Annotated in this window: 11 protein-coding genes; 3 read left to right on the top strand and 8 right to left on the bottom strand. The window is 73.3% G+C overall.

The annotated features are described in order from the left end of the window. Nucleotides 1–48 precede the first annotated feature (48 nt). Entirely contained in the window at nucleotides 49–2,295 is a 2,247-nt protein-coding gene (locus SCATT_RS28835; RefSeq protein WP_014151882.1) for an MGH1-like glycoside hydrolase domain-containing protein, read from the bottom strand. Nucleotides 2,296–2,375: 80 nt separating this feature from the next. Continuing rightward, the gene (locus SCATT_RS28830; protein ID WP_014151883.1) at nucleotides 2,376–3,215 is read right to left on the bottom strand and encodes an SDR family NAD(P)-dependent oxidoreductase; all 840 of its coding nucleotides are present in this window, start codon (nucleotides 3,213–3,215) and stop codon (nucleotides 2,376–2,378) included. 121 nt (nucleotides 3,216–3,336) lie between these two features. Here SCATT_RS28830 and SCATT_RS28825 point away from each other — a divergent pair, with 121 nt between their 5' ends. Then, complete coding sequence (locus SCATT_RS28825; protein ID WP_014151884.1) at nucleotides 3,337–3,762, top strand: MarR family winged helix-turn-helix transcriptional regulator; 426 nt, start codon at nucleotides 3,337–3,339, stop codon at nucleotides 3,760–3,762. A gap of 80 nt (nucleotides 3,763–3,842) precedes the next feature. Here the strand turns inward: SCATT_RS28825 and SCATT_RS28820 are convergent, their stop codons facing one another. The 3 genes from SCATT_RS28820 to SCATT_RS28810 form a co-directional block, all read right to left on the bottom strand. Continuing rightward, nucleotides 3,843–4,793 carry an FG-GAP repeat domain-containing protein gene (locus SCATT_RS28820; RefSeq protein WP_014151885.1) on the bottom strand — a complete coding sequence of 317 codons (951 nt, stop codon included), beginning with the start codon at nucleotides 4,791–4,793 and terminating at the stop codon, nucleotides 3,843–3,845. 157 nt (nucleotides 4,794–4,950) lie between these two features. Continuing rightward, entirely contained in the window at nucleotides 4,951–6,120 is a 1,170-nt protein-coding gene (locus tag SCATT_RS28815) for an aminotransferase (protein ID WP_014626747.1), read from the bottom strand. A gap of 102 nt (nucleotides 6,121–6,222) precedes the next feature. Further along, nucleotides 6,223–7,098 carry a DMT family transporter gene (locus SCATT_RS28810; protein WP_014151887.1) on the bottom strand — a complete coding sequence of 292 codons (876 nt, stop codon included), beginning with the start codon at nucleotides 7,096–7,098 and terminating at the stop codon, nucleotides 6,223–6,225. Nucleotides 7,099–7,151: 53 nt separating this feature from the next. Here SCATT_RS28810 and SCATT_RS28805 point away from each other — a divergent pair, with 53 nt between their 5' ends. Then, nucleotides 7,152–8,003: a MurR/RpiR family transcriptional regulator gene (locus SCATT_RS28805; protein WP_014151888.1), complete on the top strand. Its 852-nt coding sequence runs from the start codon at nucleotides 7,152–7,154 to the stop codon at nucleotides 8,001–8,003. Here SCATT_RS28805 and SCATT_RS28800 read toward each other — a convergent pair. From SCATT_RS28800 to SCATT_RS28790, 3 genes are all read right to left on the bottom strand, one after another. After that, the gene (locus SCATT_RS28800; RefSeq protein ID WP_014151889.1) at nucleotides 7,997–10,651 is read right to left on the bottom strand and encodes a SpoIIE family protein phosphatase; all 2,655 of its coding nucleotides are present in this window, start codon (nucleotides 10,649–10,651) and stop codon (nucleotides 7,997–7,999) included. The genes SCATT_RS28805 and SCATT_RS28800 overlap by 7 nt on opposite strands. A 234-nt stretch (nucleotides 10,652–10,885) precedes the next feature. Continuing rightward, nucleotides 10,886–12,115, bottom strand: coding sequence for an eCIS core domain-containing protein (locus tag SCATT_RS28795; RefSeq protein WP_231904944.1), 1,230 nt, complete (start codon nucleotides 12,113–12,115; stop codon nucleotides 10,886–10,888). 403 nt (nucleotides 12,116–12,518) lie between these two features. Then, nucleotides 12,519–13,964, bottom strand: a complete 1,446-nt coding sequence (locus SCATT_RS28790) for a glyceraldehyde-3-phosphate dehydrogenase (protein WP_014151891.1) — start codon at nucleotides 13,962–13,964, stop codon at nucleotides 12,519–12,521. 148 nt (nucleotides 13,965–14,112) lie between these two features. Between SCATT_RS28790 and SCATT_RS28785 the strand changes: the two genes are divergently transcribed. Continuing rightward, nucleotides 14,113–15,291, top strand: coding sequence for an NAD(P)/FAD-dependent oxidoreductase (locus SCATT_RS28785; protein WP_014151892.1), 1,179 nt, complete (start codon nucleotides 14,113–14,115; stop codon nucleotides 15,289–15,291). The last annotated feature ends 136 nt before the right edge of the window (nucleotides 15,292–15,427 follow it).

Here is a 15,427-nt window from a genome sequence, read left to right as displayed (position 1 = left end):
CCCCGTCCCCGCGCGGCGGCCCGGCACCGACCGGGCCGCCGCGCGGGCTCAGCCCCGACGCACCAGCTCCAGCAAGGCCGCGGCCGACCAGGAGAAGTTGGCGGAGTTCTCCCCGCCACCGGTCAACGGGTGGTAGTTCTCCCGGATCGGGGCGTCACCGAGGAGCCCGGCGGCGCGGGAGAGCAACCGCTCGGCCGTCGCGTCGGCGTCCCGGTGGTAGCCGTAGCGGCGCAGGCCCTCGATGGCGAAGTACGCCTGGTCCAGCCAGACCAGACCGCGCCAGTAGCCGGTCGGGTCGAACGCCGGGCTGTCCCGGGACACGGTCGGCAACGGAAGGTACGTGCCGAACCGCGCGGGATCGGTCAGCGCGCTGCGTACCGCGGCGGCCTGCCGTCCGGTGGCCACCCCGGCCCACAACGGGATCGCGCCCTCGATCCCCTTGCCCGGGGCGGTACGGGGCCGGCCGTCCCGCAGCGCCGCGTCGTAGAAGAAACCGGTACCCGGGTCGTAACAGCGTTCCCGGACCCGGTCGCGCAGCGACTCCGCCTCCCGGCGGTACCGCACCGCGTCCGAGGGCCGCCCCAACTCCCTTGCCATCTCGGCCAGTACGGTCTTCTCCGCGTACAGGTAGCTGTTGAGGTCCACCGACTCCTGGTCCAGCGACCAGCCCACGACGCGCCCCGCGCGGTCGGTGTTGGCCAGCACCGCGCTGTGGTCGAAACGCGGGGCGTTGTCCATGCCGCTCTCCCAGGCCGCGGCGAGCCGGCGCTGCGCCGTGCTGTCGTTGGCCGGGTCGACGGTGGCGCCGTACTGCGCGAGGCCGTCGCGGGCGTGGTCGCGGTTCCGGTACCACCAGGCGTGGTACGCGGTGAGCTTGGGGTACATCCGGTGCAGGAAGTCACGGCCGGCGCCGCGTTCGTACACCGTCCACACCGCCCAGGCGGCCAGCGGGGGCTTGGAGTTGCGTTCGTTCCAGTTGAGCCCGCCCTGCGCGGGGTCGTTGTAGAAGACGGCGTCCGGGATCATCCCGGCGTCCCGCGGGCGGACGGGGGAGTCCGGGGTGATCTGGTGGTCGAAGAGCGCCTGGATCGACGAGGCCGCCAGCGCCGGGTCGAAGAGCGCGGTGCCGACCGCCTCCTTCCAGGAGTCCCACGCCCACAGACCGCCCGCGAAGTCGCGGTTGGTGATCGACGGCGTGATGCCGTCCGAACGCAACCGCCCCGCCGGACCGCGCCAGTTGGTCACCAGGGTCTGCACCGCCTTGGCCGCCGGACGGCGCAGTCGCGCCGGGACCCCGCGCAATGCCCGGTCCAGATACCCCTGCCAGCGCCGCGTGGTGGCGTCGGTGATCTCCTCCGGGCGGCGCAGCGCGGCGGCCACCACGGGGTGCGCGGCCCGCCGTTCGGCCTCGGTGAAGGTGTACGACTCGGCCCAGACGTACCGCACCGTGGCGCCCGGCCGCAGCAGCTCGGCGTGGACGGCGGTGGTGGTGTAGCCGTCGCCGCGCACCTCGGTGACGACCGGCGTGGCGTGCGTCACCTCGAACCGCGTCTGATCCGTCGTCAGGAACGAGGCGAACTCCCGCACCCGGGCGAAGTCCACCGCCACCCCGGTCGCCGTCCGGCGCAGCCGTGGCGCGCTGCGCACCGGCTCGGTGTCATGGCGCAGCAACTCCCCGGACCACCGGGCGCGCAGCCTGAGCGCGGTGCCGGACACGTTGCGTACGACGGCGGTGACCAGCGCGGTACGGTTGCCGGCGAAGCGCAGGTCGAGCGTGACGCGCACCCCGTCCGCCGTCAGCTCCTGGCGCAGCACCCCGGGCTCGGAACGCAGCGCCGCCGCACCCCGCGCGGCGAACACCAGCGGCCTCCCCGAGCCCTCGTCGGCCAGCCCGAACCGGGTGAAGGCACGGCTCAGGTACCAGGGGTATTCCTCGGCGAGGTACAGCGGCCCGGTGAAGCCTCCGAGATGGTCCCGGTCGGTGGCGGCGGGCAAGCCGTAGGCGTGCCAGGCGCCGAGGTCGGCGAAGACGTTGAGCGGGTTGTTGCCGGGAGGCCGCGCTGCGCCGGGCAGCCCGTGCAGATCCAGCAGATCGGTGAGGTCGCTCTCCGCCGGGCCGGTGGCCGCCGGTCTGTGCTCCGCCCCCGGCCGGCCGCCGTCGGCCCGTGCCGTGGTGGCCGCCGCGGGTACGGCCGCCAACGCCACCGGTACGGCCGCCAGCGCGGTGAACCCGCGCCGGGTCACCCCCGGTTCCCGCTCCCCGCCCCCGTCCGTCCTTCGTATCCCGTCCGTCACCGGATGCTCCTGCCCACGTCGTCGTGGTCGTCGGTCGTCGCGATCATAACCACGCGGGGTCCGTCGGCGACATGGTCGCGTCACCCGGCGGCCGGGTCCTGGGGCGCCGTGCCGTCGAGGTCGTGGGCGCGGTGCAGTCCCAGGCTCCGGTTGAGTCGTCCGATCAGCCGGGTGGCCGTGGCGCGGGGGAGCAGGCGGGTGATCCATGTCACGGGCCGGAAGAGGGCCCGCCCGGGGTAGGAGTTGAGGGCGCCCTTGGCGAAGGCGTCGAGGGTCTTCGCCGCGACGTGTTCCGGCGCGTCGGTGAAGGCCGGGTTCATGGTGGCGGAGCTGGTGTCGAAGAACCCCGTGTCCGTGGCGCCGGGGTGGGCCGCCATGACCCTGACCGAGGTGCCCCGCAGCTCCTCGGCGAGCGCCTCGGTGAACGACAGCACGAACGCCTTGCTCGCGGCGTAACTGGCCTGGTACGGCATGGTCTGGAAGGCGGCGATGGACGCCACGTTGATGATGCCGCCGTGTCCCCGGTCCGCCATGCGGCCACCGAGCAGATGCGTGAGGCGCAGCAGCGCGATGACGTTGAGCTCCACCGAGCTGACGTTGCGCGCCAGCGAACTGGTCAGGAAGGGGCCGACGGTGCCCGCTCCGGCGTTGTTGACGAGCAGGTCGATGGTGTGTTCCCGGCGGTCCAGCTCCGCGATCAGCGCGGTGACCTGGCCGGCGTCGGTGAGATCGGCCACGAGTGGGGTGACGTCGGTCCCGTGCTCCGCGCGGATTCCGGCGGCGACCTCGCGCAGCGCGTCGCCGGAGCGTGCCACGAGCACGAGGTGTGCGCCGCGTCGCGCGAGTTCATGGGCGTATGCCTTGCCGAGGCCTTTCGACGCGCCGGTGACGAGTGCGGTGATGCCGGAGTAGCTGTACATCGGGGCTGTTGGGAGAGGGGCCGAGGCCGGCCGCGGGCGGGCAGGTGACGCGGCCGTTTACTTCGAGCTTCGAAGCAAGGTAACAGCTTCGAGCCTCGAAGCAAACTGGTAGCCTCGGCGTATGATGAATCAGGCGCTCGAGGCGGTGGTACGCGCCAGCCACGAGATCCTCATGCTCACCACCGACCGGATCACGGAAGCGCTGGGCGAACTCGGGCTCACCCACGCCACCGCGCAGGCACTGTGGGTCATCGACCCCGCGGAACCCGCCCCGTCGATGAAGGTGCTGGCCGACCGGCTCTTCTGCAACGCGCCCAACCTCAGCTTCCTCGTCAACCAACTGGTCGAGCGCGGGCTCGCCGAGCGCGGTGTGGCCGCCGGCGACCGCCGGTCACGCGTCGTCGTCCTGACCGACGAAGGCCGGCGCGTACGCGGACGCGTCATCCGCCTGACCCTGGCGCGCACCCCGTTCGCCACCTGCTCACCGGAAGAGCTGAACCGACTCGCCGAGATCCTCCAGCGGGTACGGGGCCGCGCGGCGTCGTAGCCGACGTACCGGCGGCGGATCACCGCCGCGCGCGGGCGCCGCTCGGGCCGGCTACTGGGCGGCCGGCCCGAGCGGGGCGGTCACAGCAGGTTGTAGATGGTGAAGCCCCAGCCGATCTTGACCGGCCGGCGGTACGGGGCGTGGGCGTCGCCGGTGCCGGAGTAGCGGAACAGTTCGCCCTTGGCGTTGCGGGCGATCAGGTCGGACTTGCCGTCACCGTCGTGGTCGCCGACGGACAGCAGGCGGTTGTAGGCGTTCCAGCCGCCGCCGACGCGGGTGCGGGGCTGGAACGGGGCCTTGGCGTCGCCGGTGCCCTGGTACAGCCACAGCACGCCCGCGGTGTCGCGGGCGACGACGTCGGCCTTGCCGTCGCCGGTCAGGTCGCCCTGGCCGGCGATCTCGGTGTACCGGTTCCAGCCCTCGCCGACGCGTATGCGCTTGGTGACCCGGCCGTCCGGGTAGCCCAGGTACTCCCACAGCACGCCGGACTTGTCGACCGCGAGCAGGTCGGCCTCCGGGGCGCCGCCGAGGTTCCCGGGGGAGAGCACCTTGGTGTAGATGTTCCAGCCGCCGCCGATGCGCTTGGTGTGCGCCTGTAGGTCCTTGCTCCAGGTGTAGTAGAGCGAGCCGTCCTTGCGGACCTGCCAGGTGCCGTCGTCCCGGCCGTCCTTGTCGTTGTCGACGTCCATGTCGGTGACGGCGAAGTCGTAGGTGACCCCGATGTCCTGACGGGGCTTGAAGGCACCCGTACCGTCGGGGAAGTACAGGTACAGCTCCCCGGTCCTCCGGTCGACCGCGGTCATCGAGAAGGTGGGCGTGTTCACCTGGCCGGTGGCGCCCGTGAGCGGGGCGGCGAAGGCGGCCTTGGAGGCGTGGGCGTGCTCCCGCGCCCCGGCTTCGGCGCGTGCCCGCTCCGCACCGGCCGGGGACCCGGCGGCGGTGGCGGTGCCGGCCGCGGTGGCCAGCGCGGCGGCGGCCACGGTGGTGGCGAGCACGCGCGTGACCGCGCGGCCCGGTCTGACGAAAGGCATGGGAAGTCCCCCTGCTGCGTTGCCGAATGGCACGAGCGAAGCGTCGCTCTGCCACAGTCCTCCGGAACTCTCTCACAGGGTTTTCACAGGCCGCGCCGAGGGCGCCGCGCCCCGGCGAGGCCCGCTCCGGCCGCCGGGAACCGGGTGGGCCCCCGCCCTACCCCGGGAACTCCTTGGACATCAGCCGCAGCCGTCCGGCGAACTCGGTGAGGCCGTCCTGGTCGACGTTGCCGAAGCTGACCCGGAAGACCTGGCGGTCGTCGGGGAGGAAGGCGGTGCCGGGGATGACGAGCGTGTCGTAGCGGGTGACGAGGTCGCGCACGACCTCGTCGGTGGCGCGTCCGGTGAACGGATGGCGGATCCAGCCGAAGAACCCGCCGCAGCTCAGCAGTTGGAAGCCGCCCGGCCGGTCGGCGAGCACGGTCTCCAGCCAACGCCGCTTGCCGGTCAGCTCCTCGGCGCGCGCACGCCGCCACTGACGGGACAGGGCCAGCCCGGCCCAGGCGGCCTCCTGTCCCACGCGTGGCGGGCAGATCGCCACACAGTCGAGGAGCTTCATCACCTCGCGGTTGACCTCCGGCGAGGCGACCACCGCGCCCACCCGGTAGCCCGGGATCGCCAGGTCCTTGGAGAAGCTGTGCAGGCTGATCAGGGTCCGCGGCCACTCCGGGTCGGCGAAGAGCCCGTGCGCCGGTTCGGCGGCGTCGCGGAAGGTGCGGTAGGTCTCGTCCAGGATCAGCGCGATGTCGTGCGCCTTGGCCAACCGGTAGAACTCCGCGAGGACTTCCGGCGCAATGGTCACCCCGCTCGGGTTGCCCGGGGTGACCAGCACGATCGCCTTGGTGCGCGGCGTGATGAGCGCCTCGGCCGCCGCCGGGTCGGGCACCAGGCCGGGCCCGGGCTCCAGGTAGCGCGGCACCACGCCGTTCATCCGCAGCCACATGTCGTAGTTGAAGTAGTACGGCAGGGCCTCGATCACCTCGTCACCCGGTACCGTCAGCGCCTGGGCCACCAGGCAGAACGCCTGGTTGCAACCGGCGGTGACCACCATCTGGCCGGCCCCCACCGGGGCGCCGTACGCCTCGGTGAGGTCGGCGGCGAAGGCGTCCCGCAGCCGGGGCAGCCCGGGGCTGGGTACGTACGCGGCGCCGTCGGGTTCGTGGGCGACCTTGGCGACGTGCTCGACCATCTCGGGCGCGGGCGGGTAACTCGGCGCCGCCTGGGCCAGGTCGAGCAGCGCGCGCTCGCCGCTGCGCCCCGCCAGCAGGGCGTACGTCGCGCCCATCGGCGAGTCGGGCTCGTGCACGGTTCGCGGGCTCAGTCGCACGTCGGCGCTCCTTCACGGGCGGGCTGGACGCTGTCGGTTCCCCCGCGATGCTATCGATCCCGCGCGGTCCCAGCGACGTCCCGGCGCCGCGAGAACAGGCCGTCAGCCATGGGTGAGTTCGAGCACGGTGATGCCGGCCAGCACGGTGGCGCTCGCCGCCATCCGCCGCGCGCCGAAGCGTTCCCGGAACACCAGCGTGCCCAGCAGCGCGGCGATCAGGATGCTCGTCTCGCGCAGCGCGGCGACCGCGGGCAGACTGCCGTGCGCCTGCGCCCACACCACCAGCGCGTAGGCCAGCAGTGACAGCACCCCGCCGGTCAGCCCCCGCCACCACACCGGACGCAGCCGGTCCGGCAGCGACCTGCCGTGCGACGCCCAGGCCAGCAGCGGCAGCACCGGGCCCTGGCACAGGAAGAGCCAGGCGATGTAACCGGTGACGGTGCCGCTGTGCCGGACCCCGGTGCCGTCCACCACCGTGTACGCGGCGATCACCACACCGGTGCCCACGGCGGCGGCCAGTGCCGGGAGCCGGTCCCGTCCGGGTATGCCGTCGGCCAGCGCCAGACCGGCCAGGCCGCCGGAGATCACCAGCACCCCGATCGCCTCCCCGGCCGGCAGCGCCTGGCCGAGGACGGCGGCGGAGACGACGGCCACCAGCAACGGCGCCGTACCCCGGGCCAGCGGATACATCTGCCCGAAGTCACCGAGCTGATAGGCGCGCAGCAGCAGGAACTGGTACAGCACCTGCAACGCGGCCGAGGAGGCGAGGTACGGCCACGCCGCCGCGCCGGGCACCGGGGTGAACCACACCAGCACCGCGCCGAACCCCGCGTACGCCAGGCTGATCAGCGTGAACCCGGCCAGCTTGTCGCCGACCCGGTGCGCCTGCCCGTTCCACACCGCGTGCAGCAGCGCCGCCGTCAGTACGACGACGGGCACGGCGACCGACGTCCCCGGGGACGACACGGACTGCGGCATCGGATACCTCCCTGCGGTGCCTGCGGAACAGAATTCCACGATAGACTAATCACATGGAAGGAAATTCCGGAAGTGGTGAACGGCGGCTCTCCGCCCACGTCCGCGCCCAGCTGTCCGGGCTGCGCGACACCGAGGCCCGGGTCGCCCGGGTCGTCCTCGACAAGGGCGCCGACCTGGTGCACCTGAGCGTCAGCGACGTCGCCGCGCTCGCCGGCACCGCGCCCTCGTCCGTGGTCCGGGCCTGCCAGCGGCTGGGCTTCCGCGGTTACCAGGAACTGAAGATCGCCGCGGCCCGGGAGGCCCCGGCCGCCACGCCGTCCAGCGAGCCGGACCCGGCCGCCCGCGCGCTGGCCGACACGGTGCGCGCGGCCCGGGAAGCCCTCGACGGACTGGCCACCACCCTCCCCGCGTCCACCCTGCGCCAGGCCGCCGAAGCGCTGGCCGTGGCGCCGTCCGTCCTCGTCGTCGGCGCCGGGCTCTCCGGCGCGGTGGCCCTGGACGCCGCCTACCGGCTGCGCGCCCTCGGCCTCGTCGTGGACGCCCCCGCCGACCCGCTCACCGCCCAGCTCGCCGCCTCCCAACTCGCCCCCGCCGCCGTCTGTCTGGCGGTCAGCCACACCGGGGCGACCCGCAGCACGGTGGACGCCGCCCGCCGGGCCCGGACGGCCGGCGCCGCCGTCATCTCCCTGACCAGCTACGCCCGTTCACCCCTGAGCGAGACCAGCACCCACACCCTCGTCGCCGGCGGCCAGGACCTCGTCTTCGGCCTGGAGACCGTGGCCAGCCGCCTCGCCCACCTGGCCGTCGTCGACGCCCTCACCCTGACCCTGCGCACCCTGCGCGGCGCCGCCGCCGAGACCGCCCTGCGCTTCTCCGCCGACGTCACCGCCGACCACGCCTACTGACCCGTCCGGCCGGGCGGCGCGGGGCGCACGGCGAGCAGCGCGATGTCGTCGGTGCTGTCGGAGCCGAGCCGGATGATCAGTTCGTCGCAGAAGACGTCGAGGGGGGAGCGCGCCAGGGTGGCGGCGTCGTGGCGGAGCCTGGCCATGGCGTCGTCCAGGGACTCGCCGCGGCGTTCGATGAGTCCGTCGGTGAAGAGCAGCAGGGTGGAGCGGGGCGGCAGCGGATCGCGGGCGGTCGTCCGGGGGGCGCCGGGGTCCATGCCGATCAACAGGCCCGCGCCCGACTCCAGATAACGGGTCTCGCCCTCCCAGGTCGTCAGCAGCATCGGCAGATGGCCGGCGGACGCGTGGTGCAGCTCCCACGGGCCGGCGTCGCCCCCCTTCACCAGCGCGTAGACGCACGTGGCGGTGGCGTTCGGGTAGAAGGCGTGGCAGGCCCGGTCGAGCCGGTGCAGCACCACGCCCGAGGGTTCCTGGCAGTCGACGGCGATGCCGCGCAGCATGTTGCGCAACTGGCTCATGGCCACCGCCGCCTGCAGGTCGTGCCCGGCCACGTCTCCGATGACCACGGCGGTGTCGCCGTTGGGCAGTACGAACGCGTCGAACCAGTCACCGCCGACCTGCGCCGTGGTGCTGGACGGGGCGTAGCGGGCGGCCATCTCCAGGTGGGCGACGTCGGGCAGTTGGGGCAGCAGCGAGAACTGGAGGCGTTCGGCGGTCCGTTGGGTGCTCTGGTACAGCCGGGCGTTGTCCACCCCGAGCGAGATGCCGCGCACCAGGTCCGACACGAGCGGCAGGTCCTCCTCGGTGAACGGGTCCTCCTCCCGGGTACGGACCACGATCAGCGCGCCCAGCACCTCCCGGCGGGCCCGCAGCGGGGCGATGACCGCGCTGCTCGCCCCGAGCCGCTGGAACAGCTCCAACTGCCGGGTGTCCAGCGGGCTGTGGTCCGGGCCGGGCGGCGGGATGTCGGTGAGCAGCAGGGGGCCCGCGCCCCGCAGCACCCGGGGCAGCGGCCCCCGTTCCGCCTCGGACAGCGGCGGCAGCGTGCCCAACTCCACCCCCGGGGTGAGCGCCGAGGGGTCGCGGTGGACGACGCAGACCCGGTTCACGTCCCCCTGCTCGTCCAGCAGGTCCACCGCGCACCAGTCCGCCAGCCGCCGGGTCAGCACCTGGCACACCCGGCGCAGCCCCTCGTCCAGGTCGAGCGTGCCGGCCAGCGCGTTGCCGGTTTCGGCCAGCAGCGACAGGCGGTGCAGCGCGTCGCCCATCTCGTCGCGGCTCATCCGCCGTGGCTGCGTCGTCCCGGACGGCGGTCGAACCGGGCGTGATCCCGGGCGTGGCTCCGCCCGGACCGCGACCCGCCTCTCGACGGGCGCGGACGACGCCTCCGGGGCGGCCGTCCGCGGGGTCAGTTGCGCGACCAGGACGGTGCGTCCGTCGACCGCCTCCTGGGTCTGGATGTGCAGCCGGATGGGGATCAGCCGGCCGTCCCGGTGCAACGCCGGCAGCGGAACGGAGCGGCCCAGGATGCGCGGCTGGCCGGTGAGCAGCAGGGAGCTGAAGGCCGCCGTGTGGCGTTCCCGCAGGTGCTCGGGGACGAGCACGGTCAGCGGGCGTCCGATGAGGTCGTCGGCCTGCCAGCCCAGCAGGCTCGCCACCGCGGTGTTGACCGCGATGATCCGGTCCCCGTCGTCGGCCACGATGGTCGGCACGCTGGCGGCCTCGATGTCGCTCGCGTCCCAGGGCGACAGTTCCGTCGCGGTCGCCACCGGCGCGTCACCGGCGAGTGCCCAGGAAGTGGGCGGCCCCCCGGCGACCTGCTCGGCGATCTGGTCGAGCAGCCAGTGGCGGAACGCCCGGATGTGCGGCAGCGCCGGGAGCGTGAGCACGCTCCCCAACTGGGCCGCCTCCTCGGCCGCGTCGAGCACCCGGCACAAGGTGGCCACGGCCGGCGCGGCGTCGGCGGGGAACTCCACCAGGAACGACAGCGTGGCGCTGCCGGCCGTCTCCTCCTGCGCCGCGGCCGTCATGCAGGCACTGATGACGTTGGCCGTGTCATGGGCGAGGAACAGCTCCTCCGGCGGCACCGAGCCGATCCGCTCCCCGGCGGACGCCACCAGCAGCATCTCGCGCAGGAGCGCCTCCCAGTGCTGCTGCGCGGCCCAGTAGAGCACGTACGGCACGTCGACCAGGGTCACGGTCACCGTCGGGCCGGGCGGCGGGACGGTCTCCCAGGCGGAGGCCGGGGGCGCGGGCAGCCCGGGCCACAGCTCGAACCAGACGGTCTTGCGGTCCTCGCAGATGTGGGCGCCGTGGCTGGAGGCGAGCTGCTCGACGACGCCCAGGCCGCGTCCGGTGGTGGCGTACGGCCGGTGTTCGTGCGGGACCAGGCCGCACGACGGCCGGCGGTCGCTGACCCGTACGTGCACCCGGCCGCCGGTGGACCAGGCCCGCATCTCGATCTCGGTGCGGGCGTGCACCACCGCGTTGGTCATCAGCTCGTCGGTCAGCAACTCGGCGGTGTCGACCACATCCGGCGCGACACCGTCCAGCACCGAGCGCACGAACCGCCGGGCCAGCGCGACACTCCGGGGCCCCGGAGGCAACAGACGTGACGCCGCCCCTGGCGGGCTGGGACTGCCCATACCAGCACAGGTGCCCACAAAAGCCGGGTCGAAAGATCCGTCCCGCGTGTTGTCGTCCGGCGCGGTGGGGCGGACCGGCTGTGCTGGACGCCCGTGATCACCGGCTCGGCGTCGGCCACGGTGCCGGTGTTCCCCGGGGCCGTGATCCACGACGCGGCCGGAACCGGGCCCGGGTGCCCCATCGCCCGTGGCGAGGTCGCGTTCTACCAGCGTGCCGGCCCCGCCCCGGTCGGCTCACGCCATGGTGACCACCGAGTACCTGTCCTTCGCGGAGCTGTCCCACGTGACGTGGACCTGGCAGTGCACCGGTTGGCCGGTGGTGGTGAGTCCGTTGGCCGTGATGGCCCCCGTCGGGTCGGACAGGGTGCTGTACAGGTCCCCGGCGGGCGCGGCCCCGCGCCGGGTGAATCCCAGAGTCTCCGGCGCCGCGGTGGTGGGGTGGAACACCGCCTTCCCCGTGATCGTGTAGGTCCCCCGCGTGGTGTTCTTGCGTGTCCTTCCCGGGATGATGGAGGGCAGGCCGAAGGTGTCCTCCGCGCCGTCGGAGACGTTGCCCTCCGCGTCGACCTGCCACAACTCCCAGTAGCGGCCGACAGTGGCGTGCACGGTGGAGTTCTTCGCCGTGACGTAGTCGTCGATGGCCGTGTTCGGCAGGGCGGTCCATGCCGAACCGTCCCACTGTTCCACGGCGAAGACCCGGGTGATCTCCTGGACGATCACTCCCTGCTGAGGCGGGTTGACGCTCAACGCCCGCCTGCGTTCGAAGCCGCCGCACTCGCCTTCCACATCGTCCTTCGCCAGGTGCGTGAAGACGGCCTGCGTCGCGACCGGGGCGGCGGTGGTGGGCGCCGCGGGAGCACGCTGGATCGGCGCCCGCGAGTGGTCGTTCGTCCGCGGGCCCCCGAGCGGCACCGGACCGGATGCCGGCAAGGGCCGGGCCGCCGGCGCGGGCAGCGGGCGACGCAGGGCCTCGGTGGCGTTCGCCTCGGCCGCGCGCTCGAAGCGGTCGGAGGGGCTCGACACCCGCAGCCCCGATCCGGTCCCGGTGCCGGCCACCGGGCCCCGCCGCTGCTGGATCACGTGGGTCAGTTCGTGAGCGAGGGTGTGGGCGTCCGAGCCGCCGCGGCCGAGCACGACGTGGTCGCCCGAGGTGTAGGCGCGGGCGCCGATCTCGGCCGCGGACCGTGCGGCCGGGGTGTCGTCGTGGACGTGCACGGCACGGAAGTCCTCCCCCAGGCGCGATTCCATCTCGGTGCGCACCGGTTCGGCCAGTGGCCGGCCCGGGGAGCGCAGGACGTCGTGCACGGCGGAGCGCCGCACCGGTGCGGCCTCGGTCTCCGTGCCGGTCGCGGCTTCCCGTCCGCCGCCAGGGGGGCGGTGGGCGCGCCGCTGTCGCTGGATCATCCGGGCGACCGCCGCGTTGCCGACGGTGGTCTGGAGGAACAGAGCCCGCTGCGGAGTCATCGGTGCGTCCGCCCCGACCTCCTGATCCATGGCGGACGGCCGGGCAGCGGTCCGGCGGCCGGGCGCCGTGCGCGACGCCGTGTCCTTCCGCGGGTTCTTCGCGCGCTCGTGCACAAGCCCTTCCCTTCGCCGCGGCAGCCGCGCCACGCGGATGCCCGTGCCACGCTTACCAGGCACCGTCGCGACGGAGCAGGGCCGCGAGTGCACACCGCGGGACATCCCCCGTGCCCGGCGCGGCCAGGGCCACACCCCGCGCGTCACGGCGGTACCGGCGGTGATGCCCGCGGCCGGTCGGAGACCTTCCGGCGAACTTCACCGCGGGGCGGACCGGCTGTGCTGCACGCCCGTGATCAGGCCGGCCCTCCGGCCGGGAGGCGACGGGGGCATCCGCCGCTCCGACGCGTCAGACCGCCGGGACCGGGTAGGTCGGGTACTCCACGCCGGAGACGTACTGGACGACGCGGACCACCTGGCACGAGTAGCCGAACTCGTTGTCGTACCACAGGTAGAGGATCGCGTCGTCACCGTCGACCTTGGTGGCGCCGGCGTCGACGATGGAGGCGTGGCGGGAGCCGATGAAGTCGCTGGAGACGGCGTCGGGCGCGCTGATGAAGTCGATCTGCCGCTTCAGCGGGGAGGTCAGCGACACGTTGCGCAGGTAGTCGAGGACCTCCTCGCGGGTGGTCTCGCGGGCGAGCCGCAGGTTGAGGATGGCGATCGAGACGTCCGGCACCGGGACGCGGATCGAGCTGCCGGTGATCTTCGCCTTGAGGTCGGGCAGCGCCTTGGCGACGGCGGAGGCGGCGCCGGTCTCGGTGATGACCATGTTGAGCGGCGCGGAGCGCCCACGGCGGTCGGAGTTGTGGTAATTGTCCAGCAGGTTCTGGTCGTTGGTGAACGAGTGGACGGTCTCCACGTGGCCGCGGAGCACGCCGAACTCGTCGGCCATCGCCTTCAGCGGCGGCACGATGGCGTTGGTGGTGCAGGAGGCGCAGGACAGGATCCGCTCGTCCGGCTTGATGGTGTCGTGGTTGACGCCGTGCACGATGTTGGGGACGTCGCCCTTGCCGGGGGCGGTGAGGACGACCTTGTCGATGCCGGGGCGCAGGTGCTTCGAAAGGCCCTCGCGGTCACGCCACTTGCCGGTGTTGTCGATGAGGATGGCGTCCTTGATGCCGTACGCCGTGTAGTCCACCGTCGTCGGGTCGTCGGAGTAGATGACCTTGATCTCGTTGCCGTTGGCGACGATCGTGCTGGTGGCCTCGTCGACGGTGATGGTGCCCTGGAACTGGCCGTGGATGGAGTCCCGGCGCAGCAGCGAGGCGCGCTTGACGATGTCCTGGCCGGCGCCCTTGCGGACGACGATGGCGCGCAGCCGCAGGCCGTTGCCGGAGCCGGCCTTCTCGATGAGCAGCCGGGCGAGCAGGCGGCCGATGCGGCCGAAGCCGTAGAGGACGACGTCGCGCGGCTCGCGGCGCTCGATCTTGTCGGGACCCGTGGCGCCGGCCACGGCCGTGGCGGTGAACTCCTCCACCGACAGGCCGCGGTCGTCGGCCTGGTACATCGCGGCCAGCATGCCGATGTCGATCTGCGAGGGGCCCAGGTCGAGCGTGGTGAGGGCGCGCAGGAACGGCAGCGTGTCGGTGACCGACAGCTCCTCGCCGGCGATCTGCCGGGCGAAGCGGTGGGTCTTGAGGATGCTGACCACCGACTTGTTCACCAAGGACCGGCTGTGGAGCAGGACCGTCACGTCCCGTTCCCGGTGCAGCTTCCCGATCATCGGGATCATCGACTCCGCGATCTCCTCGCGGTTCTTCCAGTTGGTGAACGAGTCCACGGTCGCAGTCACTGGTCCATCTTTCGAGCTAGGCGGTGCTCAGATGATAACCACCCTGTCGTTGCGGTCGTGAGGGCGGCCCCCGGGAAGGGAAACGAACGCGATTGGCGTCCGATCCCTTGGCAGTCAAAGTGCAATGTGAAATATTACTGGCGTGTCCATGAGGAGCTCGGACGTCATCGTCGTCGGTGCGGGCATGACCGGCGCCGCGTGCGCCTATTACGCGGCCCGGGCCGGCCTGTCCGTCACCGTGGTCGACCGCGGTCCCGTCGCCGGCGGGACCACGGGCGCGGGGGAGGGGAACCTGCTGGTCTCCGACAAGGAACCCGGCCCCGAACTGCGACTCGCCCTGCTCTCCGCCCAGTTGTGGCGACGGCTGGCCGGACGGTTCGGGCCGGAGATCGAGTACGAACCCAAGGGCGGCCTGGTGGTCGCCGCCGACCCGGCACGGATGGCGGCGCTGCGCGACCTCGCCGCCGGGCAGCGCGCGGCCGGCGTCGTCGCCGAGGAGGTCCCCGCCGACCGCCTGCACGACCTCGAACCCCACCTCGCCCCCGGACCGGCCGGCGGGTTCCACTACCCCCAGGACGCCCAGGTCCAACCCGCCCTCGCCGCCGCCCACCTGCTGCGCGCCGCCGGTGACCGGGTACGGCTGCGCCTGGGCGAGGAGGTCACCGCCGTCCTCACCGGACCGCACGGCGAGGTAAGCGGCGTGGCCACCGGCACCGGCGAACTGCACGCCCCCCACGTGGTCAACGCCGCCGGGGTCCACGGCGGCGCACTGGCCCGGTCGGCCGGCACCCACCTGCCCGTCCAGCCGCGCCGCGGCTTCGTCCTGGTCACCGAGGCACTGCCGCCCCTGGTGCGCCACAAGGTCTACGCGGCCGACTACGTCGCCGACGTGGCCAGCGACTCGGCGGGGCTCCAGACCTCGGCGGTGGTGGAGGGCACCGCGGCCGGACCGGTGCTGATCGGGGCCAGCCGGGAACGCGTCGGCTTCGACCGCACCCTGTCGCCCGCCGCGCTGCGCCGCCTCGCCGCCGGGGCCACCGCGTTGTTCCCGGTGCTGGCCGGGGTGCGGGTGATGCGCGCCTACCCGGGGTTCCGCCCGTATCTCCCCGACCACCTGCCCGCCATCGGAGCCGACCCCCACGTGCCCGGACTGCTCCACGCCTGCGGCCACGAGGGGGCGGGAATCGGGCTCGCCCCGGCGACCGGCCTGATCGTCACCCGGCTGCTCACCGGCGGCGAACCACCCCTGGACATCGGCCCGTTCGACCCCGGCCGGTTCGACCACGGCCACCGGTTGGTGGCGCGTCAGCCAGGGTCCGCCCGGTGAGGGGCGGCGGCCGGTGCGGTGCGTCGCGAGGCGCCGGATCGGCCTCGCTCCCCCTGGCCCGGGCCCGCTCGGTCGATCCGGCAATGCCGCGAGGCGCCGTGCCGGGCGTCGCGACGGGGCGGACCCTGGATGACGC

Origin of the sequence: Streptantibioticus cattleyicolor NRRL 8057 = DSM 46488, assembly GCF_000240165.1 — a bacterium.
Taxonomy (GTDB): domain Bacteria; phylum Actinomycetota; class Actinomycetes; order Streptomycetales; family Streptomycetaceae; genus Streptantibioticus; species Streptantibioticus cattleyicolor.
Note: the sequence above shows the minus strand (reverse complement) of the source record. Positions and strands in the feature narration are given on the sequence as shown.

Bases quoted from the DNA above. Each gene is read 5' to 3' on its own strand.
- SCATT_RS28810 (WP_014151887.1), bottom strand. From the start codon at position 7,098: ATGCCGCAGTCCGTGTCGTCCCCGGGGACGTCGGTCGCCGTGCCCGTC.
- SCATT_RS28795 (WP_231904944.1), bottom strand. From the start codon at position 12,115: ATGACTCCGCAGCGGGCTCTGTTCCTCCAGACCACCGTCGGCAACGCG.
- SCATT_RS28825 (WP_014151884.1), top strand. From the start codon at position 3,337: ATGATGAATCAGGCGCTCGAGGCGGTGGTACGCGCCAGCCACGAGATC.
- SCATT_RS28785 (WP_014151892.1), top strand. From the start codon at position 14,113: ATGAGGAGCTCGGACGTCATCGTCGTCGGTGCGGGCATGACCGGCGCC.
- SCATT_RS28820 (WP_014151885.1), bottom strand. From the start codon at position 4,793: ATGCCTTTCGTCAGACCGGGCCGCGCGGTCACGCGCGTGCTCGCCACC.
- SCATT_RS28830 (WP_014151883.1), bottom strand. From the start codon at position 3,215: ATGTACAGCTACTCCGGCATCACCGCACTCGTCACCGGCGCGTCGAAA.
- SCATT_RS28800 (WP_014151889.1), bottom strand. From the start codon at position 10,651: ATGGGCAGTCCCAGCCCGCCAGGGGCGGCGTCACGTCTGTTGCCTCCG.
- SCATT_RS28805 (WP_014151888.1), top strand. From the start codon at position 7,152: ATGGAAGGAAATTCCGGAAGTGGTGAACGGCGGCTCTCCGCCCACGTC.